23 protein-coding genes and 1 pseudogene are annotated in these 24905 nt (G+C 44.3%); 8 read left to right on the forward strand and 16 right to left on the reverse strand.

Annotated elements, in window-relative coordinates:
- Nucleotides 1–464: 464 nt before the first annotated feature.
- The 4 genes from LEP1GSC058_RS08625 to LEP1GSC058_RS08640 all read right to left on the reverse strand — a co-directional run bounded on the left by LEP1GSC058_RS08625 (nucleotide 465) and on the right by LEP1GSC058_RS08640 (nucleotide 4513).
- Nucleotides 465–950, reverse strand: a complete 486-nt coding sequence (locus LEP1GSC058_RS08625; RefSeq protein ID WP_232224652.1) for an acetyl-CoA carboxylase biotin carboxyl carrier protein subunit — start codon at nucleotides 948–950, stop codon at nucleotides 465–467.
- Nucleotides 947–2422 (reverse strand): acetyl-CoA carboxylase biotin carboxylase subunit, encoded by a 1476-nt coding sequence (locus LEP1GSC058_RS08630; protein ID WP_016549194.1) that lies wholly within the window; start codon nucleotides 2420–2422, stop codon nucleotides 947–949. The genes LEP1GSC058_RS08625 and LEP1GSC058_RS08630 overlap by 4 nt, the downstream gene beginning before the upstream one ends.
- Nucleotides 2419–3216 carry a 1-acyl-sn-glycerol-3-phosphate acyltransferase gene (locus tag LEP1GSC058_RS08635; protein ID WP_016549253.1) on the reverse strand — a complete coding sequence of 266 codons (798 nt, stop codon included), beginning with the start codon at nucleotides 3214–3216 and terminating at the stop codon, nucleotides 2419–2421. The genes LEP1GSC058_RS08630 and LEP1GSC058_RS08635 overlap by 4 nt, the downstream gene beginning before the upstream one ends.
- A gap of 184 nt (nucleotides 3217–3400) precedes the next feature.
- On the reverse strand, nucleotides 3401–4513 hold the full coding sequence (locus LEP1GSC058_RS08640; protein WP_016549243.1) for an LIC11274 family protein: 1113 nt from the start codon (nucleotides 4511–4513) through the stop codon (nucleotides 3401–3403).
- Between the two features lie 137 nt (nucleotides 4514–4650).
- Between LEP1GSC058_RS08640 and LEP1GSC058_RS08645 the strand changes: the two genes are divergently transcribed.
- The 4 genes from LEP1GSC058_RS08645 to LEP1GSC058_RS08660 are packed head-to-tail and all read left to right on the forward strand — an operon-like array spanning nucleotide 4651 to nucleotide 8497.
- The gene (locus LEP1GSC058_RS08645) at nucleotides 4651–5532 is read left to right on the forward strand and encodes a DUF2225 domain-containing protein (protein WP_016549303.1); all 882 of its coding nucleotides are present in this window, start codon (nucleotides 4651–4653) and stop codon (nucleotides 5530–5532) included.
- A gap of 54 nt (nucleotides 5533–5586) precedes the next feature.
- Nucleotides 5587–6411 (forward strand): tRNA pseudouridine(38-40) synthase TruA, encoded by an 825-nt coding sequence (gene truA / locus LEP1GSC058_RS08650; protein ID WP_232224657.1) that lies wholly within the window; start codon nucleotides 5587–5589, stop codon nucleotides 6409–6411.
- On the forward strand, nucleotides 6408–7229 hold the full coding sequence (locus tag LEP1GSC058_RS08655) for a hypothetical protein (protein ID WP_016549235.1): 822 nt from the start codon (nucleotides 6408–6410) through the stop codon (nucleotides 7227–7229). The genes truA and LEP1GSC058_RS08655 overlap by 4 nt, the downstream gene beginning before the upstream one ends.
- Nucleotides 7226–8497 (forward strand): LIC11270 family surface protein, encoded by a 1272-nt coding sequence (locus LEP1GSC058_RS08660; protein ID WP_016549315.1) that lies wholly within the window; start codon nucleotides 7226–7228, stop codon nucleotides 8495–8497. The genes LEP1GSC058_RS08655 and LEP1GSC058_RS08660 overlap by 4 nt, the downstream gene beginning before the upstream one ends.
- A gap of 57 nt (nucleotides 8498–8554) precedes the next feature.
- On the opposite strand, the gene LEP1GSC058_RS08665 is transcribed toward LEP1GSC058_RS08660, so the two are convergent.
- From LEP1GSC058_RS08665 to LEP1GSC058_RS08680, 4 genes are all read right to left on the reverse strand, one after another.
- Complete coding sequence (locus tag LEP1GSC058_RS08665) at nucleotides 8555–9550, reverse strand: adenosine kinase (RefSeq protein ID WP_016549272.1); 996 nt, start codon at nucleotides 9548–9550, stop codon at nucleotides 8555–8557.
- Between the two features lie 99 nt (nucleotides 9551–9649).
- A complete protein-coding gene (locus LEP1GSC058_RS08670) occupies nucleotides 9650–10558 on the reverse strand; it encodes a 50S ribosomal protein L11 methyltransferase (protein WP_016549274.1) in 909 nt (302 codons plus the stop codon).
- Entirely contained in the window at nucleotides 10548–11321 is a 774-nt protein-coding gene (locus tag LEP1GSC058_RS08675) for a PrsW family glutamic-type intramembrane protease (RefSeq protein ID WP_016549182.1), read from the reverse strand. Before LEP1GSC058_RS08675 ends, LEP1GSC058_RS08670 begins: the two co-directional genes overlap by 11 nt.
- Nucleotides 11318–12997: an energy transducer TonB family protein gene (locus LEP1GSC058_RS08680; protein ID WP_039948225.1), complete on the reverse strand. Its 1680-nt coding sequence runs from the start codon at nucleotides 12995–12997 to the stop codon at nucleotides 11318–11320. Before LEP1GSC058_RS08680 ends, LEP1GSC058_RS08675 begins: the two co-directional genes overlap by 4 nt.
- 105 nt (nucleotides 12998–13102) lie before the next feature.
- On the opposite strand from LEP1GSC058_RS08680, the gene LEP1GSC058_RS08685 reads away from it, so the two are divergent.
- Entirely contained in the window at nucleotides 13103–14500 is a 1398-nt protein-coding gene (locus LEP1GSC058_RS08685) for a glycine--tRNA ligase (protein ID WP_016549281.1), read from the forward strand.
- Between the two features lie 33 nt (nucleotides 14501–14533).
- Here the strand turns inward: LEP1GSC058_RS08685 and LEP1GSC058_RS08690 are convergent, their stop codons facing one another.
- Nucleotides 14534–15412: a hypothetical protein gene (locus tag LEP1GSC058_RS08690; protein ID WP_016549224.1), complete on the reverse strand. Its 879-nt coding sequence runs from the start codon at nucleotides 15410–15412 to the stop codon at nucleotides 14534–14536.
- 59 nt (nucleotides 15413–15471) lie between these two features.
- Between LEP1GSC058_RS08690 and LEP1GSC058_RS08695 the strand changes: the two genes are divergently transcribed.
- Complete coding sequence (locus LEP1GSC058_RS08695; RefSeq protein WP_016549273.1) at nucleotides 15472–15957, forward strand: GNAT family N-acetyltransferase; 486 nt, start codon at nucleotides 15472–15474, stop codon at nucleotides 15955–15957.
- 47 nt (nucleotides 15958–16004) lie between these two features.
- Here the strand turns inward: LEP1GSC058_RS08695 and LEP1GSC058_RS08700 are convergent, their stop codons facing one another.
- Nucleotides 16005–16565: an NADPH-dependent FMN reductase gene (locus LEP1GSC058_RS08700; RefSeq protein ID WP_016549294.1), complete on the reverse strand. Its 561-nt coding sequence runs from the start codon at nucleotides 16563–16565 to the stop codon at nucleotides 16005–16007.
- A gap of 351 nt (nucleotides 16566–16916) precedes the next feature.
- On the opposite strand from LEP1GSC058_RS08700, the gene LEP1GSC058_RS08705 reads away from it, so the two are divergent.
- Nucleotides 16917–18197 carry a hybrid sensor histidine kinase/response regulator gene (locus LEP1GSC058_RS08705; RefSeq protein ID WP_016549176.1) on the forward strand — a complete coding sequence of 427 codons (1281 nt, stop codon included), beginning with the start codon at nucleotides 16917–16919 and terminating at the stop codon, nucleotides 18195–18197.
- A gap of 73 nt (nucleotides 18198–18270) precedes the next feature.
- Here LEP1GSC058_RS08705 and LEP1GSC058_RS08710 read toward each other — a convergent pair whose 3' ends face one another.
- Nucleotides 18271–18852, reverse strand: a complete 582-nt coding sequence (locus tag LEP1GSC058_RS08710) for a hypothetical protein (RefSeq protein WP_016549265.1) — start codon at nucleotides 18850–18852, stop codon at nucleotides 18271–18273.
- 241 nt (nucleotides 18853–19093) lie between these two features.
- Nucleotides 19094–21208, reverse strand: coding sequence for a sodium-translocating pyrophosphatase (locus LEP1GSC058_RS08715; RefSeq protein WP_016549231.1), 2115 nt, complete (start codon nucleotides 21206–21208; stop codon nucleotides 19094–19096).
- 145 nt (nucleotides 21209–21353) lie between these two features.
- Between LEP1GSC058_RS08715 and LEP1GSC058_RS08720 the strand changes: the two genes are divergently transcribed.
- Nucleotides 21354–22526, forward strand: coding sequence for a tetratricopeptide repeat protein (locus tag LEP1GSC058_RS08720; RefSeq protein ID WP_016549257.1), 1173 nt, complete (start codon nucleotides 21354–21356; stop codon nucleotides 22524–22526).
- 38 nt (nucleotides 22527–22564) lie between these two features.
- Here the strand turns inward: LEP1GSC058_RS08720 and LEP1GSC058_RS08725 are convergent, their stop codons facing one another.
- From LEP1GSC058_RS08725 to LEP1GSC058_RS08740, 4 genes and pseudogenes are all read right to left on the reverse strand, one after another.
- Nucleotides 22565–22783, reverse strand: coding sequence for a TRL domain-containing protein (locus LEP1GSC058_RS08725; protein WP_051133783.1), 219 nt, complete (start codon nucleotides 22781–22783; stop codon nucleotides 22565–22567).
- Nucleotides 22784–22805: 22 nt separating this feature from the next.
- Nucleotides 22806–23261: pseudogene (gene lsa14, locus LEP1GSC058_RS08730) on the reverse strand (adhesin Lsa14).
- A gap of 189 nt (nucleotides 23262–23450) precedes the next feature.
- Nucleotides 23451–23792 carry a hypothetical protein gene (locus LEP1GSC058_RS08735; RefSeq protein ID WP_016549211.1) on the reverse strand — a complete coding sequence of 114 codons (342 nt, stop codon included), beginning with the start codon at nucleotides 23790–23792 and terminating at the stop codon, nucleotides 23451–23453.
- Entirely contained in the window at nucleotides 23789–24133 is a 345-nt protein-coding gene (locus LEP1GSC058_RS08740) for a hypothetical protein (RefSeq protein ID WP_039948246.1), read from the reverse strand. Before LEP1GSC058_RS08740 ends, LEP1GSC058_RS08735 begins: the two co-directional genes overlap by 4 nt.
- Nucleotides 24134–24905 lie beyond the last annotated feature (772 nt).

The raw sequence follows: 24905 nt of genomic DNA on the forward strand, positions 1-24905 counted from the left end.
AGTGGGGTAAGAAGCGATGTCAAATTTATTCCTGGAAAACGGGGAACCGTTCATCGTTTAAGTGGGTCTTTTGCAAATTTCCTATCATCGAGTTCATACGGTTGTTCGAAATAGAATTGTAATCTTGAACGAGAGGAAAATTTAAGCTCTGCACCAAAAACATGTTTTATATCTCACTTTTCTAGACCAAAAAAAAGGCTTCCCCATTTCAATAATGACAATCATACACGAGATAACGAATGAACGAATGTTTAAACCTTGGCTTAGAGAGAATCGGCTAAGTAGAAAAAATGTATGCGCTTGATTCGGAGAATTCTCAATGATACGCAGGAACAGTACCTTGTATTTCTCTTTCGTTTCGAAATTGATTCTGCGGAAGCTTTTGTTGTTGGGGTGACTAACGTTCCAGACTGCTCTTGCGGCCACGTGCAAGCTGAATCACGATTCCGAAAATCGGAACGGGGTTACGAATTCAATATTAAAATTATCTGATCCTGAGCTACAAGGTCTCCGGGAGAAGCTTTCAATTCTTGAACCTCTGCATCCGCGCCTGCCTTTAAAGCGTGTTCCATTTTCATTGCCTCGACGACGGCAAGTACCTGGCCCTTCTTTACCGAGTCTCCGGGCTTTACTTCAACTTTGATGAGCTTTCCGGGCATTGGGCTTTTGATTTCTTTTTGCGCCGCATCGACTCCGCTTGTTTCTTTTGCTTTCAACAGAAACTGAAAACTGCGTCCTCTAGTATGAATGAAAATTTTGGCGCCGGAAATCAGTGCAACAGAACCGTCGGGAAGCGAAAAGGTCCCTTCTTTCTCTTGCGTCCAAGAATAATGGGAAAGCAACGTTTCCCAGCCGGACTCGGAATCGAATACCCTTGCCGAAGATGGAGACTCCCCTAAATCAAGGAGATACTCCTTTTCCTTCCAGCGTAATCTATATAAGGTACTCACGAATTCACTTCCCATAAATCCCTCGGACCCAATGCTTCCCAAATGGAAGTCGCCTTTTTTCTTCGAGCCGCAAGCAAAGACGCGACTTTTGATAAGGCATCTTTCTCTTCCTCGTTTTCACCCGTAGAGATGGAATGCTGCTCCAGAAAATGAGTATGAGTATGTCCATTTGCAAATTCAGGATGAATCAAAATCCCTTTCAGATATGGAACATTCGTAGTAGGCCCGAACACTATCGTATTTTCCAATGCATTGATCAGATTTTTTCGTGCTTCTTCCCGATTCTTACCCGATCCGATCACTTTGGCCAACATAGGATCGTAATATAGAGATACTTCCGAACCGGTAACGACCCCGCTATCCACGCGAATATTTTGTCCTTCGGGAAACGAAGCGAATTCAATCTTTCCGATGGACGGAAGAAATTCATTTTCAGGATCTTCCGCATAAACTCTGGCTTCGATCGCGTGTCCTGTCTGACTCAGTTTGGCGCCGTTTAAGAGTTCGTGTAAGGTTTTTCCTTCCGCAATTCGTATCTGCCACTCGACTAAGTCGTATCCGGTTACGATTTCGGTAACCGGGTGTTCCACTTGAAGCCGTGTGTTCATTTCTAGAAAATAGAAATTCCCATCCTCACCCAAGATAAACTCTACCGTTCCTGCTCCGAGATAACCGATAGATTTCGCGGCTTGAACGGCAACCTCGCAGATCTTATCCCTTAACTTGCGGTCCAAATTCGGTGCGGGCGACTCTTCGATTACTTTCTGATGTCTGCGCTGGATGGAACATTCTCTCTCGAATAGATGGAGAACATTACCTTGGGTATCTCCGAAAACCTGCACTTCTATATGACGGGGATTGGTTATGTATTTTTCTAAGAATACTCGGGCGTCTCCGAAGGCGTTCTTTGCCTCTCTCTGGGCGGATTCAAGAGAATGCAAAAATTCCGATTCGGAATACACTCTCTTCATCCCTTTTCCGCCACCGCCGGCGCTCGCCTTTATCATAACCGGAAATCCGATTTTCTTGGCTTCGCTTAATAATAATTTCGGATCCTGGGAGTTTCCGTTATATCCGGGAACGACCGGAATGCCAGCAAGTACCATCGCTTCTCTGGAACGAATCTTATCTCCCATCAAATCCACGCTTTCCGGACGCGGACCTAAAAATAAAATTCCTTCCTTCGCGAGAGCAAGAGCGAACTCGGTACGTTCCGAAAGAAATCCGTAACCCGGGTGCACCGCATTTGCGCCGGTTTCCTTGACGGCCTTCAAGACTGAAGGGATTGAAAGATACGATTTGGAAGGCTCGGAAGCTCCTATATAATAGGCAAGATCCGCTTGTTGAACGAAGGGAGAATTTTCATCCGCATCCGAAAAAACCGCGACAGTCTTAATTCCAAGTCGTTTGCAAGTTCTTTGGATCCGAAGAGAAATCTCGCCTCGGTTCGCAATGAGCAACGTATGGATCACTTTGACTTTACCGGCTCCGGCTCTCTTTGAGTTCCGATCTGTTGATCCAACAGAGCTTTCTCCTTAATCATGACTTCGTGTAAGGACTCTCTAAACGCTTCCCAAGTCGCAAAGTTAGTCGGTTCAAATCGCCCGACATATTTATAACCGACTGTTGCGTTCATCGGCTGAGTTTGATACCGGGTTATCCCCGATTTAAGAACCAAAACTACCGGAATTTTATTTTCAAATGCGATCTTGACCATCCCTTTCACTAAAGGTTGAATTACTTCCGAATACGTATTATGGCCTTCCGGATAGACGATGTACGAGGTCGTATTTAAACCTTTTAAAAGCTTTCGGACGGACACGGCAATCGTGGTCGCCTTAGACGTCTCGAATACTTGGGAACCCATGGCTTTCATCCACCAGTAAGCTACTAAAGTTTTCTTAATAACTTGATTGGCAAGATACGGTTTATTCACTACGAGACAATCATACGGGAAATCGATCTCATTCACATGATTTAAAAAAATCATGTGGCCCGTCTCCGGAATCGTAATCTCATTCGTTAAAATCAGATTGGTTTTCGTCATCTTGCGGACGGCCTCGCCCCAAAGCGCGGACCCTTTTAGAAACGAGATATATTGCTTGGAACGATTCCCGATCAGAGAATAATAAATTCCTTTAATCATTGCTGGAAAAGCGATCGTCAATACCAATCGGACGGTAATCAGATAGGTTCGTAAAACGAGTTTCTGGTATTCCTTTGAGAACCTACCTAATCGACTTTCCAAAAACTTGAATGGACTCATGCATTACTATGCTCCCGGAGAGGACATCGTCTGGAAAGTACTTTCTGGATGTGTAAACCGCTCTCTTTTATTACGAAATGAATGAAACGGTAATAAACAAGAATGCCGCTCCTTTAACGAACGGCATTCGGAAACGATTTTCGAAGTTCAGGTAAGAGCCGCATACCGGCTCTTACACCCGTGATTACTTATTCGTATTCGCTGGTTGGGTTGCTTTCGTTTTCCCTGGAGGAAGTTTATCTCCTACGAGAGCCTTCCTCTTTTCGGCATCCCATCTCAGATACAAACGACTACTGATTTCGTCGTCGAATACTCTACCGAGAACGTCTACCGCATCCTTGCGATATTCGTCCGGAATCCGTTTATCGAATACCGGGCTCATTTTTGCATCCAAACGGACGAGAGGATTTTGCGTAAAATCGTAGGTAATTCCTTCGATCGAAACGACTTCGGCAGGAGTGATTTCCCCGTATTCGTTTTTCAGTTCTTCGGTCTTGGCGTCGGATCTTTGAATAAAGTAGTTATCATACGGATACTTCAATTTAAAGATATTGATCGCATTCGCTCTCGCATCCCGACAAAGATTAATGGCGCCTAAATAATATTCGATCCGATATTTGCGATGACTAGGCTGAAGTTTTTGGTGTTTTTCCAATTGCTTCTCGATTTTGAGCGCGTTATTTCTGGTTTCTTTCGCTTCTCCCAAAAATTGATAACCGAGTTCCATATTCTTTTCAATCGTATACTTGCTTGTTACGTAATGGTATTCACGCGGGTTGTACATTCTACGAAAGAAAGGAGCTTCGCGGTTTTCCTTGATATCGGCGCGAATATAACTCCCTTGTCCATACTCGACGGCGATGTCGACAAGAGCTTTATCCTGCGGATTATTCGGGTTCTTTCTTTCAATCGCAGTTTTCAACATTTCTTCGGTTCTTTCCACATAAGCCTGGGAAATTTCTTCCAGCAGAAGTTCCATTCCGAATTGTGCTTCTAAGAAACGACGATATGAATTTACGTGATTCCCCTCAAAGAAGTAAAGCAAACCCTCTTGGTAAAGGCGCTTCAACTCTTTGTATTTCCCAATTCGATCCCCCTCCGATTGCGGCGCGGCTTGACCTTGTTGGTTCTGGGGCGTTTTTTGATCGCCCGGATAATTCCGGACGATCGGCTCGATCTCCCGTAAGTAGGTAAGGAGTTCGACCCGTTTCTTATATGCCTTCATCGAAACGGCTTCGCCGTGGAGGATTGCGGGCGCGATAAACATCGCGATCGTGAAAACGAGTAGTTTCTTCATTGGCGGACCTTTTCTTTACTATCTCCCATAAGAGACCGGGTTCAACCCGAAAATCGTGCTTTTCTTCTTAGTCTATCGGTTAGAATACGGTGAGAATTGACGCTTCCGGCAGGATTTTTCCGGAAATTCTCTAACTAATGACAGCAACAGCACTAGCACAAGGTAAGAAAATCTCCTTCCGCAATAAGGAGGATACCGTTTGCCCTATATGCAACGAAGTTCACCAACGTGAAAGCATGTTTCAGGGCGGCGGGCGCTTAATTGCAGGTCGTTTGACCCAGGAACTCCGTCGCCTCTACGAAAAGAACAAAAAATTCGGTCGGGTAAGTCCGAACGACTATGTTCTAAATGTCTGTCCTAGATGCCTTTATACCGCCTTTCCGAAAGACTGGTCTTCTTTAGACGCGGACGAAAACACGAAACTGAGAGAAAACGCGGAAACCCGCAGAAAGAATATCGAACTAATCCTCGGTCCTCTTGATTTTTACCAGGATAGAAATCTAGTTTTAGGCACAGCTTCCTACTTATTAGCGATCGAGTGCTATCAAAGCAGAAAAGTAACCGTTGCTCCGACTCCCAAAAAGGCAGTTTGTGCCGTGCGTGGCGCCTGGTATTTCGACGATATGCATGTCGAATTTCCCGAAATCGGATTTGATAAAATTCGGGATCTTCTCTACCAGAAAGCAGCCAGTTGGTATACCGATACGATGGAAATCATGCAATCCGGATCGGAACCTGTAGACGCCGCGTCTTATTTATTAGGTCCCGATACGGACAAAAACTGGGGTTTTGACGGAGTCATTTATCTTTCAGCGTACCTTACGATGAAATTTAAAGACGAATTGGCATCGGATCCTCAATCCAAACTGAATCTACTAGTTCGGGCCAAACGAACTCTTTCTAGACTTTACGGTTCCGGAAAAGCTTCCAAATCCAAGCCTTCGGTGATCATCGATATGGCAAAAGAATTGTACGATGAATACAACAAGATCATCGATGAGATGGGAGGAGAGAAATAACCCTTTCCTGCTTGTTCCGTAAAACTTCCCCGCGGTTTCTGAAACATGAATGAAATGGACGAGCCGGGTAATTACGCTCTCCTTCTGGAATATGATGGCGGATGCTTTTACGGTTACCAAACCCAAAGACAAACGCCTACGGTTCAGAACGAAATAGAAAAAGCTCTGGCGATTCTTTTAAATAAGCCCACGCGCATCTACGGAGCCGGACGAACCGACACCGGGGTCCATGCACGGGGAATGATCGTAAATTTCAAAACGAAATCGAAGATCAAAGAATTATCCCGCTTCTTACTCGGACTCAATGCACTCACCGACCCAGGTCTTTCCATCCTAGGAATCGCCCCAGTTCCGGAAACCTTCAATTCTCAATTTTCCTGTACTGCGAGGGAGTATGAATACCTGCTTCTAAACTCGAAAATTCCCCGACCTATTTGGAAAAACCGCGTGTTTTGGTACCAACATCGGATTGACGTTTCCCGGTTACGGCAAGAACTGGAACTATTAAAAGGTGAGCATGATTTCCGTAGCCTGGCTAAGGCTACTTCCATGAGGAACCGAAAGATTACAACTCGGGTCATTTATGATACGAGTTTAAAAGAGAGCCCAGAGGAACCGGGATTGTTTCGCTTCCGGATTAAGGCAAATGGCTTTCTCCATAATATGATCCGCATTCTAACGGGTACATTATTAGAGATAGCGACAGGAAAGCGTAAAGAGACAAATATATTGGAAATCCTATCCTCAAAAGATCGAACGATAGCCGGAATCACTCTTCCACCTTACGGATTATATTTCGTTCGAGCGTATTACGATTCCTTTCCTCAAATCGATTCACTTTATCTAGAACGGGATGCTTTTGGGAGAATTTCACATTGAAAAAATTCCTCCCGATCGCCTTCTTATTTTTTCCCTGGACTGGGGTATTCGCTGTCCCAGATGGGCTTAGTAAACGTGCCTTGAATTTTTTAGGCGGGGCAAGCATACCCGGAACTTGGAACCTGCCTAAGATAGGAAATAGCTTTCGCAATGGAGAATTAGTCGCCCAAGGCGGGAACCTTCCCTCCTCCGGTTTGACACGGTCAGGCAAAAAGGCCGACTCTAAGGAAAGCGAAGAGGAGGAAGAAGAGGATCTCCCCAGTTTTTTCGATAATCGAAAACCGGAGATCGGTTTTTGGTTGGGGGCTGCCAACCCTTTTCCCGGTAGCCAATCGCAGCAAATATTAAATACGACTCTTGGGGCGGGTTTATTTTTTAGGATCCCTTGGCCTTGGATCTTTTATATGGAATTCGGTGCATCTTACGCCAATTACCTCTCCAGATCGGAACGGGCTCTTACGACAATTCCAACCTATGGCGCATTGGTTTATAAGCTTCCATTTGAAATTCCCATCAATTTCCTTGTGAAGGCCGGGGGCGGAGAAACTTACGTAGTCGCACGACCTGCAAATACGTCTCGCTGGGATAAAACGCTCTACGCGGGCTTTGAGGCCAGCTTCATCGCCGGGAAAAAAATTCGAATCGGAATTCGAGTGGATTATTATAAAATATTCGAAACAGACTTGGAGCCTCCGAGCGCTACCAAATATCCGTATATTGGGCCGACGGAAGATTCTCGACTAACCAATCCTAATTATTATCATACGGTAAATACGGAATTTTTCAACTTCGGTCTAATGGTGAGTATGTTCTTATGAATTCTAAAATCTCGACGGCTATTTTGCTCAGCCTACTGCTCATTACTTGCCGACGCGGAGACTGGCAAGGAAACCTTACCGGAGCGCCTGTCGTGAGTACCCTCTTTAATAGTAGGATGCTCCTTCTTTTAAAAGCGACGTACGCTACCGACAACCCTCAGGATTTTTCGCAATACCAAGGTGGAACGGGAGCTTTATACCAGGATGACGTTCCCGGCGATCCTGCGTTCAATCTTACAGGTGTCCCTTTGGCTAAGGACCTGCCGATTTTTATCGATATCGGAGAGATTCGAATCTCATCCAAATACCAAGAGGGCTTGGGAAATCTTTCCCAAATTACGACCACAAAGCAATCGAAATCGTTCTGGGATTTTATCGCTCCGAATCGCGAAGTCTACTGCACCGTTCCGTATACGTTAAACTCCAATACTTGCCGATCGCAAAATGGCGAATTCAAAATGCAGCAGTTACTAAACGGAGACGGCGCTCAGTACCCCTCAAACGATCCGACGGAAGGAACTAGCCAAGGAAATCCGAGTCAGTACTATTACACCGGCGTCTTCCTAAGAACCATGATCACTGCTTGGGGAAATATTCCGAATGTGGATCTTACCACAGTCACCTTCTTTGATAACTATCCGATCAACGGGTTTAATATCGTGCCGAGGATGGCTTACGTTCCGGGGGCACTGACTAAATCCACGACTCCGTTGATTTTTCCTTTGCTTTATTCGATGGGGGGAGACGAGGGAGGACCTTTAGGCAACGGCGATATGGAATTCCGTCCCGGTTATGAACCCTATATCTTCGAAGTAAGGATGAATCTTAAAGAAAACTTAATGATTCACTCATTCGCCGCACTCGACGGATCGAACGCAGGAACTTTGGTTGCGGTCAGCGACTGGAATGCCGATCATCAAGGCCAAACGGATATCGGCGGAAATTTACTGCTTCGTTCTAGAACCATTTACCCAAGCTCCGCTTCCAAATTATTGATCAGCGGAGGCAGCGGCTCTACGTATCATTATTACGGAATTTTCCGCGATACGGAAATCAATCTATTGAGCAAATTGCCTTTGATTGCCTCTCCCGCGCTTGCGGGAACCACTCCGATAAAGTACATTATGCCCGGACAATATCAATTGGTTTGCTTGGGAGACATTGCCAGAGTCGACGGTTTTCCGGATACGATCGTAAGGCAGACCACGTTTTCCGTTCCTCAAAACGGGAACGGAAACACGATGGCGGTCTCCTTAACCTGCCCGTAAAATAAAATCTCAGCGATCTCCGAAAAATTTTTTACGGTCTCTCGGAGATAAATATTGTTAGACCTTCCCTAAGATTTCCTCTTGCCTGCCCATCAATCGAACGGTGAGCCGTGGTCCGATTTCTTGAACGATTCGCGATGCAACGTAGTTTCCCCATTTTGTCGCCCTTTCCAGGGAAAATCCATGCGTAAGCCCATATAAAGCGCCCGCCGCAAAACTATCTCCTGCGCCGGTCGTATCCAATAAGTTCTGAGCGGGAAAACCTCCGACATGGCGTATCTTTCCGTTTTCGGATACGAACGCCCCATTGGCGCTGTCCGTCATAAAAACCGTCGAGCAAAGGGAAGCCACGAATTTAAGAGCCTCTTCCTTCGATTCCAGGCCTGCGAGAGCCTTAGCCTCCTCTACATTACAAAAAACTACATCACAATATTCTTTCGTTAATTTAACAAAATCTTCTCGGGAGCGATTCACGCAAAATGGATCGCTGTAAGTGAAAGCCACCTTGACTCCCGCTTTCCGGGATTCTTCCATCGTTAAAACGCAGGCTTCCTTTGTGGAAGGAACATCCCAAAGATACCCTTCCAAATAGCTATAGGAGGAGGTTTTTAATCGAGCGAGATCTATATCCTGCTTTGTTAATGTGGACGAGATGCCCAAGTTGGTAAGCATCGTCCTTTCGGCATCCGGAGTCGTCAAAATTACGCACGTCCCTGTATGTCCGTCCGTTACCGGAGGAACTTCGAATAGAATCCCGGCATTTTCCATATCTTGTTTATAGAATTCACCGTACGTATCTTCGCTGACTTTTCCGGTATAGATTCCCGTTCCGCCGGAGTTTGCCAACGCGATCATCGTGTTGGCCGCGCTCCCTCCGGAACGTAAATCCTTCTTATGCCCTTCAAGGGCCGTCAAAACTTTTCCCTGCGTGGGTGAATCCACCAACGTCATGATTCCTTTGGTCCAACCTAAATTCTTCAGAAAAGGATCGTCGGTTAATACTAAAATATCGACTAATGCGTTTCCGACTCCGAATACGTCGTAATGTTTCATGAAAATCTCCTAAAATATTATAAAATTAAAATGTACTAAATCTAAATCGGTTAGATTTTTCTGCTCACCGAGTAAAACGGAACTGAACGGAATAACTTTTCACTCGCGAAGCCACTCGATCAATTCCCAACCGTTCCAAGACGTTTCGTAAACTAACTTCCCTTTTACGATGTCGGTAAGGAGTTCCAAGAATTCTTCCTTTCTTTCCGTTATCACGCCGCTAAATAGAAAATGATTCGTTTTTAAGGAGGCAATCCGCTCTATATTAGCCTTTAAGACCGCAAAGGTGATATTTGCGACGCATAAATCGTATTCTTTTTCCGCGACTAAGGGATGATCGAATCCGCCCTCTTCCACTCTTAGATTAGAATCGGAGATCCGGTTTTCGTCTCTATTGAAAGTGGAAGATCGCACCGCGTTTGGATCAATATCGACGGCCAGAATTTCCGTAGCGCCGATCTTCGAGGCTGCGACCGAAAGAATTCCCGAACCCGCACCGATATCTACGACGCGTTTACCGACCAGCTCTATATCGCCGAGCCGGGATAATACGAGTCGAGTCGTTTCATGATGTCCGGTGCCGAAGGCCAAACCAGGATTGATGTATATCGGAACAGCAGGTTGAATTTCGACGGCTTTAGCCGCTTCCCAGTCCTCTTTTTCCCAAGTAGGAACCACCCAAAATACTCCGACGGAAAAGGGTTTGTAAAATTCCTTATAAGCCTCTTCGTATTCTTTCGTTTCGATCCATCTGGATTCGGCGAAAGAATTCTCCGGAGCAACCGCCTTTAGGTAAACCCAGATTTTCGCTTCCGAAGAGATATCTTCCTCCGCCAAATAAACCCTAATCGGAGTATTATCCGAAATAATTTCCTCCTCCGGTTTTCTTGCTTCTTCGCGATCGAAGAGAATTTCGTAATATCCGGCGACTTGCCATTCGTCGAGCAGAGAGGAAAATTCTTCGGCAAAATCTTTAGGTATGGATACTTTGACTTCCTTATACTTCACCTGATTGTCCTGAGGACAAATTAGGTAGAACGACACTACCGTCATCTACGATTTCTGCATCCAACGGAACCAAGTATTTTCTTCGATCCTTCACTATCCACACCCAAATCCCGACGAATAAGGCGATCGCAATCCAAGCGCCGAATCTTCCGTTCGGTAATACGAAAAAATCGAATAGGCCGTGTTGAAATACTGCCAGTAAGAACGCCTGACCTAAATATTTAGCCTTGTCCGCCTTTTCCTTAAAATTACTTTTAATCAGAAAAAGGGAAAAGCATAGATTTATAAGCAAGTGTGCGTTCGTGGATTTTAACGTTCTCGCGATGAACGTCGCTACACGATCATGTTCGTTTGCGGATTGAATATAATGATAATTTTCCACACCGGCAAACCCGAGCGCAACAAATCCTCCGATTAGGAAAACTTCAGGTAAAAATCGTTTCGCCCGTCGGTCGTAGGCAACTAAATAAGAAAAACCTAAAATAAGAGCGGATTTACACGCTTCTTCCATCATCCCCGCTTGAACGAAAGCGATATGAACCGTTTGAGATAGGATGGAACCGGAAGGCTTTTTACCCGGAACGGGAACATTCGGCCAGAACCAAGCGTTCAATTGCAGAACCAATTCGGTAGCCAACCAACCTAAGGCAAGGGCGCCGAATAACGTGAATACTAGTTTAGAAACGGGAATTTTGGGATGGATATAAACCAAAACGAAAGCCCAAGGGAAAATACTCAAAATGGCAAGGAGTTCAACGCTCATAGCTCCTCCATGTAACGTCCGTCGAACATTTGCACCAAATCGCTTTGTAATTTGGTGGGCATCGTTTCTGGATTAATGGTACCGTTCCAAAAAAGTTCCGTCACTCGAACATATCCTTTAGTTCCGGGCGGAGGCATCATCGGAGATAGATTTTCGATCAGTTCCAAAGTCCGTCGATCCTGTTCAGGATACGGAGAACTTTCAACGAGTTCGACGTCTACCACATCGCCTTCTGGCGTGATTGTGTATGCAACAACGCAGGAATAATTATGCGGAGCGGTTTTCCAATATTCCATAAACGATTCGAAGGCCCGCATTTTCGCGGAGATATAATTGGAGTAAGTGGGCGGAAGTTTTTTCCCGCGGATTCGTTTTACATCCCCTTTGACCCGCCCTTCGTCCGCAGGTTTTTCATTCGGAATTTTTTCCCCTTGCTGCGTATTGGGCGTTTCCGTCCCGGTTATAACCCCACCGTTTAGTCCCTGAACTTCGTCGGGAACGTTAGGATCGATGAAATAATATTCCATCGTATTTTCGGGAGTATAATGTCCTTCCGGTTTGGATTTCTCCTTATCCGATTTTCGATTAATCATCGCAGGGATGATTAAAACTAAAGACAGGAGAACTAAGTGAATCAAAACGCTAAGCGCGATATTGTTCGCAAACCCAGGCCGTAAACCTCGCGCAGGTAAATTCGTCTGAAACGATCTTTTCAATAACCAATGCGAGAAGCCGTTGGTCGCGGATAAAAGCAGCAGAGCGAAGAACCAGGGGAGAAAGGAGGAAGCCACTTCGAAAAATTTCTTATCGGGGATTCCCGGCTTCAAACCCAGAGACGCTAAATACCGAATTCCAAATGCAGGCTCCATCCAGGAGAAAAAGAAAGTCGCAAAGAATAAAAGAAGAAGTAAATAAACGAATAGAATCGGAAACCCTTTCCAAAGATTTCCGGAATAAATATGACCCCACCCTGGAAGCAACAAATCTCGGATCATCGAATATTTTCGTTTCTTTAAAGCGGATTGAGTTTCCTTGGTTTCGGAAACTCTAGAAACGAAAACCTGTTTAGAAAACCAAGCCCAAGGTTTGCGAAAGAGGAAGATAGGGCGTCCTCCGGACATCATTCCTGCGACGGCGATTAACCAAGGGAAGAATATCCAAACACTTTCGGACAAAACCACAAATGGAGCCATTTTCACTCTGAACTCATCCTCAAACGCAAGGTGGTGAGTCAGAATTAAAACTCCGAATAGCGCCAAAATCGAAAAAACCGGCACGAGGATTAGAGGCTTTCTTTCTCCGGAACGTAATTTAGAGCGAACCGACTTTGCCTGAAGAAGCATGAATACAAGGCCGAGTAAGAAGAATAGAGGAAGAATAAACCATCCATGCAATCCGGATATCTGCGGACTTACTAAAACGAAGATGGAAATAAATTCTTCGGCCTTTGTGGAAAAAAGCTGAGTAATTTCGAGTGGATATAAAATTCCGAGAATGGCGATTTGTAGCGCCAAAGAAGAAAAAGCATTTCTACGAACGTTTCTTCCGGTCGGAAACGCAAACAAGACCCCTAAGGGGAAAAAAATGCCGAATCCGACGAACGGTGAAATCCAGGAAAGAAAGTTAATCCCCCACTCTACGATTCGACGTTTACGGGAAAACACTGTCTCGAACATCCTCCGCCTATTGGACCTCCCTAGTCTTCCAACGCAAACAAGAATTGGAAGATTTGTGGGAATTTAATACTTTATCGTAACACCGATTCGGGAATTCTTGGATGCATGGAGAAGAAAGAAACCCTCGATTCATCGTTGAAAGATATCGTTTCCGTGTGTAAAAGACGCGGCTTCGTTTATCCAGGTTCCGAGATTTACGGAGGACTCTCGAATACTTTCGACTACGGCCCGTACGGGGCGGAACTTCTTCATAATTTAAAACGGCTCTGGTGGAAGCATTTTGTTCACTTACGCGAAGATGTCGTAGGTTTAGATTCCTCCATTCTTCTGAATCCGAAAGTATGGGAGGCCTCCGGCCACGTTTCGAATTTCAACGATCCTTTGATCGATTGTAAGAATTGTAAAGCCCGCATTCGAGCGGACAAATTCCTGGAAGATCAAAAAGGGGAAGGAGCAGCGACCGGCCTCACTCTGGAAAAAATGAATCAGGTGATTAAGGAAGGAAACTTTGCCTGCCCGACTTGCGGGAACCGCGGCACTTTCACCGAGGCGCGCGATTTCAATCTGATGTTCAAAACTTCCCACGGCGCTTCCGCCGAAGACGCGCAGGATATCTACCTTCGACCGGAAACCGCTCAAGGGATTTTTATCAATTTTAAGAACGTCGTTTCCACCACAAGACGCAAAATACCGTTCGGGATCGCTCAAATCGGAAAATCGTTTCGAAACGAAATCATGGCGAGACAGTTCGTATTCAGAACTCGGGAATTCGAACAGATGGAGATGGAATATTTTTGCGAACCTGGAACTCAAAAAGAATGGTTCTCGCATTGGGTGGACTACTGCTTGCGGTTTTTGACCGATCATGTCGGTCTTCGCAAGGAGAATCTGAAGATCCGCGAGCACGAGAAAGAGGAATTATCTTTTTATAGCGAAGCTACCTCCGATATCGAATACAAATACGGATTCGGATGGGGAGAACTTTGGGGAATCGCGTCCCGCACCGATTACGATCTGACTCAGCACGAAAAATTCTCGGGGGAAGATTTGAAGTACCAAGATCAGGTCGCAAACAAGAAATATATTCCCTACGTCGTTGAACCGGCGTTAGGCTTAAATCGACTATTCTTAGCTACGGTTACCGATGCGTACTTCGAAGAAAAATTAGCGGATGGGGAGACTAGGACGGTGCTTCGTTTTGCTCCCAAGGTAGCCCCCGTAAAAATAGGAATCTTCCCTCTGATGAAAAAGGACGGACTTCCCGAATTAGCTCGTTCCATCTTCGCCGATTTATCCTCGCTGGGAAATATGGAGTACGACGACGGAGGAGCAATCGGAAAACGTTATCGTCGTCAGGATGAAATCGGAACTCCGTATTGCATCACCGTTGATTACGATTCCCTTAAGGATAAGACGGTAACCGTTCGAGAAAGGGACAGTATGTCTCAGGAAAGACTGCCGATTGCGGATCTTAAGATGTTCTTTGCGGATAAGATTCTTTAATCTAAGTTTTAGAATCCTCGTTTTTATAATTCGTTAAGGTTTATAATTTCTAATATCGCTCAGACACTCGTCGCCGTAGATCAAAGGTGTGGAAGCATTAAAATTATCCAACTGTATGGAATAGTACATAGTACATTTCTTATTCGTGCAATGGGCTCCGTGGGAAAGGTCTTGGTGGGAGGATTGCATAGGGATTCCGTTATTAACGAGTCCCAAAGCATGACCTAATTCGTGGACAACCGTCGACTGTTCTCCCGATTTCCGATACTGCAAGGGGAAGGTGTTGATAATATCCTTAAATACGAAGACTGCCGGCGCACCGATATTGAATACCCCTGAAATCGTAATTGCAATGATATTGCTGTCGTTCATTTTCCCTTTCACGAAAACTACAAAGAAATTCGCCGTTTGAAAATCGGAAGACTTCCGTCTGTATTTGGAAGCTAACGTAACTAAATCAACCACACTCCAAATTTCCTTTCCTTGGCCGGGAAGTTCCTGCATCTCTCCGGATACTCCGGAAGGAGTCGAAACGGAAACGGAATATCCCCGATTCGCGAAGACATTTTCAAGATTTCTACGAGTAACGTCCCAAACCGGCATGGGGGGAACAACGCTAGCAAACGTTCCATCTTCGGGGGTAGCTCCCGTTTCATAGGCGACTTCAACGCCGACGCTTCTTACCGTCGAAAAATAGACGGCCGAACGATCCGGGTCTTGGGATATTACGTAATCTAAAACGATAAAATCGAGTAACGGGGCCGGAAGACTATCATGGTTGTTTTGGCAATTGGCAAAGGCGAAAAGCGATGCGAATAAAAATCCGCTAAGAAAGGCCTTGCTAATCATCGTATTTAAAAACACTCGACTGGCGGTTTTTTGCGCAGAAAATGTCCGTAATCGAATTTTCACCCCTTCGATAACACTAAAGATTAATCCTAAATCAAGTTTCTTTTTTCATCAGCAAGATAATGAATACCAAAGATTTTATCATAAAACCCGTTTTACCGGAGCAGCGGGAGGCGGCGATCGAGCTAGTGAATCAGTTCTTTCGATTCATCAACAAACTCACGTTAGACGGCGTATTTCGAATCCGACCAAGAGCGGCTGCCAAAATGGTGGACATATATCTGAAGCTACGGGGGACGGAAAAAATAGTTTTTCTAGGCGGCTTTCTTGGAGAAGAGTTGGTTTCCATACTGATTGCAAGAGTCGAAGATAAACCGTATCTTGAAGAGGAAAAAAATCTTTATATCGACCTCGCCATAACGAAACAAGGAAAACGAAGATCCGGCTTCATGAAACCTCTGGTAGAAGCTACATTCGAGTGGGCAAAATTAAACGGAATTAAGGCGATCGAGTTACGTGCAATCGCCGAAAACGAAAATGCAGTGGCCTTCTGGAAATCCTTAGGCTTCGATCCTTTCTATATTCGTTTTCGAAAGTTAGTCGATTAACTACAACCAAACTTATTAGAAGTTTTTTATTTTCTTTTCGCTTACGACTAACGCAATATCCGTTTCTCGTTATTTGCTTCGATTGCAAAACATAAGGCTTCCAAGGATTTTTTTAAGAGATCGGTGCATTCCGAATCCGCCAAAATTTCCGTTTCCGTGATCTCTTTGCCCGCCAACGGTATCGTTAGAGAAGCCTCCCGAATAACCGTCGCAGACATTACTGTCACGATTTCCAAAAGCGAATCGTAAGCAAGTTTGGCCCGTTTTGACGCACTCAAGATTGCGACCGGTTTATCAATGAATTCGCCGCTCCCGACAACCCAGTCGAGCGCATTCTTTAAAACGCCCGTAATTCCATGAGCGTATTCCGGGCTTGCAATTATGATCGCGTCTGCCGATCGCAATTCGGAACGAAAATCCAAAACGCTCCAGGATTCCTGCCCTTCTAAATCAGGATTAAAAAGCGGTAGACTTCCCATTCCTTCGTAAATCTGAATTTGTGCGAATTCCGGAGCTAATCTCGTCGCCGCAGAAAGTAAGGCTTTATTTACGGAGCCGGATCGTAAGCTACCTACGATACCCAGAATTTTAACAGTAGAACTTGCCAAGAAATATAAACCTTCGATGGAATAATGAGTCTTTGAACGAAAGCTGACCGCACGTTAAAAGCTATACTCAATAAGACTTTAATTCGGATAGTTTGTTCACCCAAAAATAAGGTATAAACGAAGAAATTGGCGTTTTTATGTTCCTGGATTGTCCCTGTCATGGGAGCGAATTCAATATGGATTTACGTCGAAATTGCGCGGATTTTCGGAATAAAAAGAATTCCTCATGGAAATTTTTCTATTTTACCATATTCTATATTCATGATATGTATATCAAATTCGTATAATTTAATAGAATTTGAACATATTAAAATCTAACGCTTATAATAAGACTCCTTAAAGGACCATAAAATGGACCAAACTCGGCGATATTCTGAACAAATCAACCGGCCAGGAATCAAAATATTATTGGATGGACCGATCCTAATCATTGAAGATTCTGAAGAAATCGCTCAGCTTTATTCCTCCTATTGTAAACGACTTGGAATAGATTGCGAAATCGCTGAAAACGGAGTCGTAGGTCTCGAGAAAGCTAATAAGAAATCCTACTCCCTGTATATTGTGGATCTGATGATGCCGGTAATGGACGGAAAAACCTTCGTCCAGAAATTAAAGGAGATTCAGCCGGAAGCATATATTATCATAGAAACCTCCATCGACGAATCCGAAGAGGTAATCGACATAATGAAACTGGGAGTAGTGGATTATCTGATTAAGCCGATTCTTCCGGATCCTTTTTTCAATTCCATCAGGAAGGCGGCGGAAAAACGCATAGAATCCAAGACGGAAAAGGAAATAGAGGGAATCGAAACGCAGCAACTTCGCAATCAATTGGATTGGCTTACGTTTAAGGAATCCCAAAGAAAATCCAGCAGGGAGTCATGGGAGATCTCCTCTTTGTACTCTTTAAAAACTTCTCTTTCACAAGGTTCCGGGATCGGTGCGTTAATTACATTATTAGATATGCTAAAATTATCCCAAAAGGACGCAGGCTCCGAATATCTCGTCAATAAGGAAACTTTAGATTTAATTTACGCGAATCAACAAGTCGGGAAAAACATACTCTCCGGAATATCCGACCTCCTCGATATCGTACAAAGAGAACCGAATTTCGAAACCATTAGAGCATCCGAATTATTAAGTCATGTAAAAGAAAAATCTGCCCGTCTCTCGCCTATCTTTAAATCCAAAAATGTGGCTCTAAATTTTCCCGATCTAAAAAGTGATCCTGTTTTAGAAATCGAACTCGACTCCTTCTCTATGGCCACCGATGAGTTACTACTGAACGCCTGCAAATATTGCGTTGCAAATACGAGCATAGACGTATTTGCAAGCGTGGTCCAAGGGTATTTCTGTATCGCCGTCAAAAATATCGTTGAGAAAGTGAGCGCAGGAATCGAAGAAAAATTTGAGAATCTGGTCGTTCAACCTTTCTTCCGAGTTCTTCCGCCAGTGGAAGAAGCGGCGGATTTCGAAAGATTCGGACTCGGTCTCGGCCTAACGGCAGTGGACTACATAACACATAAACATAACGGAATGTTCTTTATTCACAATGCAAAGGACCATACGACTAACACTGTCAGACTTTCGGTGCTTGCGGAACTTTTCTTGCCGTTGAACCATAAGCCCTGAAACAAAGGCTGGGCAACGGCAACTCGTCGAATAAACTATATCTCGTTTTCGATTCGAATGAAAACTAAACTCTCTAACCGTTGTTAAAATAGGAAATTGTCGCCGTTCCGAGACCGGTTCCGACCGGTAAGGCTGTATTATTCGATGCTGAAACCGTATGTGAATAATTGCATGAGTCTATATACCCGAAGTTGGTGATATAAATACTGATCGTTGCCGATCCATTACTGAAATCCTGAGGATATTGGACCGTATATGTATTAGAAGTCGGAGCAGCTCCGGGAAAATTAAACGAGTCCATTACGTTCAATGCCGTACAGTTTTTTTGGATTAAAATCGTCACGTTTGTCGAAGCGGCAACTGATGCAGCTACGATCTGGTAATTAACCGTATACGTCGATTGCGTAAGTGAAATAAGCCCCGACGGCGTGTTTGCCAGGGAAAAAGTCCCTCCGTTCGGCCGATTTCCGGAAAGAGATAGCCCCAATAAACCTAAAGTAGTGTCAGTCTGGCTGGAATTCTTAGCCACTTTATTCGTCTCGGACTCGGTGACGAGTAAAGCGCCGCAGTTGAGAAAAAAGACCGCAAGCAATAGACATGCGAAGATCTCAAGGCGAGATAGACATAAGGCTTTATTCTTTTTCAAATACTTCATTTTAACCCTGGCTATAGCCGCTAGCCGCCTTTAGTATAACCTCTAGTCCGAAATCGTTCAACCTAATTCTTTTCTTTCATTCTATTTAAGAATTTTCTAAATCGTTAAAAATCGACCAGGAAATAAAAAAATACTATGAGACAAAAAAGGGGACCGAATTGGCCCCCTTTTTCCATCCCTCGTTCGAGGGATCCTCTCCATCGAACATCTTCGAATGAAGAATCCCTTATGAAGAAGATTCCTAATGGAATAGTCTTAACAAGAGTCCGCCCTGTTGAACAAAGAACTCTGCAAAGACAAGGCTGGTAATCGCCATGAGCTTGATAAGGATATTGATCGAAGGCCCGGAAGTATCCTTTAACGGATCACCGACGGTATCCCCTACTACTGCAGCTTTATGCTGATCCGAGCCTTTACCGCCTGCCATTTTCTCGATATATTTCTTGGCATTATCCCAACCGCCTCCGGAGTTTGCGGAAGAAATCGCAAGAACCACTCCGGCAACAAGAGCTCCCGCGAGAACCCCTGCAAGAGATTTGATACCGAAAAGGTAACCTACAACGATAGGCGTTAATAGAACAAGCAAACCTGGCAGAATCATTTCGCGGAGCGCGGCTGACGTTGAAATATCAACGCAACGTTTGTAATCAGGCTTAGCTTTACCTTCCATGATTCCGGGTATTTCGCGGAATTGCTTCCTAACTTCCTCCACCATATCAACGGCGGCTTTACCGACGGATTTCATCGTCATTGCGGTAAAAACGAAAGGTAGCATCGCCCCGAATAATAAACCGCCGAACACTTCTGCGTTTAAAATGTCCAGGCCGACCGTGCCGGTTCTCGTAATAAAAGCAGCAAAGAGAGCTAGCGAAGTAAGCGCCGCCGATCCGATAGCAAAACCTTTACCGATTGCAGCAGTGGTATTTCCCGCGGCGTCAAGAGTATCCGTACGGTTCCGAACTTCTTTACCAAGTTCCGCCATTTCCGCAATTCCACCTGCGTTATCCGAAACGGGTCCGTAAGCGTCGATTGTCAGTCCGATAGCGATCGTGGAAATCATCCCGAGCGCAGCGATGGCAATTCCGTACATTCCGGCTAAAAGATTCGCAGTTACGATCGTGATAACCAATAGGATCACCGGAACCACCGAGCTTTGATAACCTAAAGCCAGGCCGTAAATAATATTCGTGGCTGCACCGGTTTTGGAAGCCTCCACGACTTCGCGAACCGGTTTATAGGAATGCGAAGTGTAATACTCCGTAATTAATCCGATAAACATTCCCGAGAATAAACCGACGATTAAGGAAACATAAACATTCCATTTCGTAATCGTTTTACCCGCGATCTCGAAAGAATCGGTCATATAAATATCGGTCACGAAATACATAATCGCAGCAACTAGAAGAGTCGAAACCCAAAGTTGAATCTTTAAAACTGTCTCGACGTTACCGCCTTCTTTTACACGAGCGATAAACGAAGTTAAAAGAGAAGCAGGAATTCCGAAAGCCGAAATCAATAACGGATATAAAAGAGCATCGGTGTTTCCGGAAAGACCGGCCGCCGTAGCTCCGATCACAAGTGCAGCGCAGGTAGCTTCCGCACAAGAACCGAATAAATCGGCCCCCATTCCTGCCACATCGCCCACGTTATCGCCGACATTATCCGCGATCGTTGCAGGGTTTCGAGGGTCATCTTCCGGAATTCCTTTCTCGACTTTACCGACCAAATCCGCGCCGACGTCGGCCGCCTTAGTATAAATTCCACCGCCGACTCGACCAAAAAGTGCGACAGCCGATCCGCCCAAACCGAATCCGGCCAGCGCTTCCATTAAGAAGAGCTTGCTGACATTCGGAAACATACTTGTGTAGAGAAGGAAAAGACCGATCATTCCAAGAACCGCTAGCCCGACTAAACCGAAACCCATTACTGCGCCGGAATCGAAAGCGACTCGGAAGGCTTTTGCCATGGAAGTTTTTGCGGCTTGGGCGGTTCTAACATTTCCGGCAGTGGCAATCTTCATCCCGATAAAGCCGGAAAGGCAGGAAATGACTGCTCCGGAAACGAAAGCGATGGCCGTAAAAAGGCCGTCGTTAAAGTCAACCGATTCCGGGTTATCTAAAAGAAAGAAGATCAACAAGGCCATAAAGCCGATGAACAGGGAAATAGTTTTATATTCCCGAACCAGGAAGGCCATAGCGCCTTCAGAAATAGCGGAGGAGATCTCGACCAGTTTTTTGGATTCTTGGTCTTTACCGCCCTCGGTTCCGATGGTAATCCTGGTGACCTTAAGTGCGTAAACTACGGCGGTCAAAATTGCCAGGACGGCCAAGGACAGAATAATCGTTACCGAATTCATTCAGAGAAACCTCTTGTTTTTTTTAAAATGTCCGATGGGTTAAAAAGATGGGAATGAGCATTTTTTTCGGCACGGCAGATCTTGGTTGCATACGAATGCATTCGACCGTGAACACGAAGCTTACACTCCAAGGTGGGCTCCGGTAATGCGACGCACATTTTCCATTTGGTTCTTTCTAGTTATTTGCACTATAAAATCCGTCCTGCCCTTGAATTCAACCTTTTCTTGGGAGGAGCTCCTACAGCAAGCCGCGGAAGAAGTCCGGAGAGGGCGGTATGAACAGGCTCTAGAAAAACTCAGAATCGCGGATGAGACCGGAGAAGCAAGGGACTTCCGATATTACTGGGTCCTCGGGAAAGCCCAATTAGGTCAAGGCAGCGAATTGGACGCATTGCGGAATTTTCGGCTTAGCTTACAGCTCCAGCCCGATCAACAACCTCTATTAAGGGAAATGACGGAGCTCTATGATAGACTTCGCCTTCCCGATAAAGCCCTGGAAACGGCCCGAGTGATCCTATCTAAGCAGCCGGCCGATGCGGAACTTCGTTATCGTGCAATGATTTGGGCCTCGCGGACCGGAGATTTACAATATTACAAAATTGCATTGCAGGAATTAGAGACATCTAACCCTTATGCTTCCGAAGAACGAGCCCTTCTGGACGAAATTCGGACTTTACAATCCGGGAAAAAAGACGACGAAGTCATTTCTCGTTGTCGTAAGTTCCTTCCCTTTTTTCCGCAAAATAAGGATCTGCATCGAATCTGCTTGCTCTCCTACAAAAACAAGGATCCGAAATTATTCGAAGACGGATTGATCCGCCGGGCGGTCGTTTTTCGGGAAGATCCAGTTTTTCAACATGTTCTCGCCATGGAATATTTGGATCAAAAAAGATATATGGATTCTTGCGCCTTGGCAAGACGCGCATTACTCTTAGCTTTACAACAAACCGCCTTTCCGGAAAAAGATTATCTCGTCCCGATTCGAAGAATCTATCTCCAAAACGGATCGGTCAACGACACGCTCGCAATGGACTTATTAGAGGAAGTTCTTCTAAAGAAGAAGCGACTTTCTTCGGACGAATGGGAGACGTTGCTTAAGCAAACTCGATTTAATTGGGAAATTCTTAGCTTTGCGATTTCCAAAATGTTGAAATCAGATAGGACTGACGATTCGAATAGAATGATTTCCCGTTTGCGGGAACGATATTTGTCCCTAAGAGGCCCCGAAAGAGAGAAAGATCTGTCTAGATTCGCCGGCCCTTATTATCTGGATAAGAGCTTTGAAACGTTTTTAGAAAACGCGTCCGTGGAAGAATGAAAGGCTCGGCCTTCCAAGCAAAACGCGAGCCTTCGATTTTATTTATTCGCCGAAGAACTCCCCCAAGATACTAATGCAAGAAGTGAAGACTGACAACTTTCTCCTTTCTTTATTGCTGGTACTGAATTTGAAGCATTAATTTCACCAGGAAAGGTATTTGACGTAAAGATCAATCCATAAACGGGGCCGATAGCGCAATTGGCCAAAAACAAGGAAAGCCCCATTACTGCGAAGATTAGGATAGTAAATTTTTTCATAATATTTTCTGGTTATCTTCTATTACTTCTTTTTACCAGGAATCGTTCGGGCTTCCGCCTTACTCTCAGGGGCTGCCGAACTATTAGTAGAGCCCGAAACTACGGTGCAAAAGCTGTGATAGATCCAACCGGCAATTACTCCGAACTGTTCGAAATCAACGTTAGCGACTTTTACGATTTTGCCATTGGCTTTAGCTGCTTCTATTGAAGAGTCTCCAAAAGCAACCAGACCTAAAATACTCCTAGAACAAGCGGACCCGTTAGCCAAGCTCTCCGCGTTATGCCCAATGGGGCCCGGAATCGTACCACTATGAACTATCAATCCGCCTTTTATCGGAATGTAGTTCGGGTTCGCATATTCTTTAGTCGGGTTAGTATTTAGAGCTACCCCATATCCGTAAGACAAGGCGTTATAGCCTGTACGATTCGTAGCTCAAATTGCGATAAAACAAACGAGAAGGTTGAATGTAAATTTCATTCGACCTCTCCCAAAAATTTTTCTAAAATCAAAGCCTGTTCGAAACTTTTTATTGCTAACAAAAAGAGCTATAGAGAGACCAAGTCTCTTAAACTGTTCCATCATCAACTCAAAATCGATTATCTTACAATTTAAATAATACGGGCTATCCAAGGACGTAAAGCCTTTGATAGCCCGTAAACTAGACTCTTAGTTAATTCGATTCGCCAACGCTGAAAAGCGAGTGCAATAGCCTGTTCCTACGAACGCATAGTACCAGGATTCTTCCATTCTAAGATCGGAAATCTTGCTACCTGCGGCAAGAGACGTTAATTTTGCATAAGCTTCCCCGTGTCTGGAATTAATACCAATTGGAATAAATAGCAGAAGTTGAAATCCGCAAGATTCCGCTGAAATCGGATAACTTGAAATAGTTTGTCCTTTTGTCAGCGGTTTAACGGCAGGGTCTGCGGGAATTACAAGAGGAGTCGAATTACAGCCGATAACAAGTAAAGCGATTATTGTGCCTAATATTAATAAATTGAATCTCATTGCACTGCATCCCCTGAAATTTTTAGACAACGCAAAGTGCCTAATAAAACCCACGTCCAGCTTTCCTCGAGCGTAATGTTTGCAAGACCGATAGCTCCGGGCGCTTGCATTAGAGCGCTCGAATATGCACGGTCCACCCGGGAATTCTGCATAATCGGAATAAAATAATAAGCCGTAAAACCGAGGCCCATAAAGCCGCATGCTTCACCGCTCACTCTCCGAATAACCTTTTCATTTCCCGTGAACTTTGGTTGAATCAACACTTCCCCGGAACTGCAATTGATCAAACCGACAAGCAACGGAAAAAGAACCAGTAACAAAGTAAAAATTTTCTTTCTCATACGAGTCAAAGTCATCAGGGATCTTATTTTGAAAAGAATATTTATTTTTTTAATATATTAAAATTGAATAATAAGTTTAATATAAATAAAATCATCATATGATTACATACCATAACTATAAAATCATCAATCGATTCAATATCAAATAATCATTATTAAAATAAAGGAAGTTCGGCAGAATGCACAAATAATTAAAAACGCGATCATCCGATCATCGCTTCACCTTAAGGAGAATCATCCAATTTCTCGCAAATACAACGTAAGGGTTAAAATTTTACGATAACGATGTCCGTCAGGCCAAATAGCATTAATATTATTGCATAAACCAGGATAGAACTGTCATAATTATAAACATTAGCGATAATAAATGAGCCTAAACACCGAAAAATTTAGAAAGTCCAAACCACCATATTTTCAAATTCTACATCACAAGCCCTGACCTTCATACAGGATTCACAATACTATTCTGAATATTAGAGATTACAAAACTTTCTAATTTTACAACAAAATATTAATGATAAAAAAAGAAAGCAATTTTTGACATTTTGAAAAACAAGAATAAAAAATCCGGCGTCTTCCTATTTGAATGATAAAGTTCTGAGTCTTGCGATTTGCTTATATCCAAAATTGGATATAAGCATTCACGTTAAAGGACGCTTCGTTTAAAGAATCCAAGAAGAGAAATTACCGAACTATTATTAAGCGCCTATCGATTTATTTTATCGAAAAGGCTTCGTTCAATTTTACGAAACAAGTAGCTTGCATTCGGCTT

The sequence above is a fragment of the Leptospira fainei serovar Hurstbridge str. BUT 6 genome (assembly GCF_000306235.2).
GTDB classification, from domain to species: Bacteria; Spirochaetota; Leptospiria; order Leptospirales; family Leptospiraceae; genus Leptospira_B; species Leptospira_B fainei.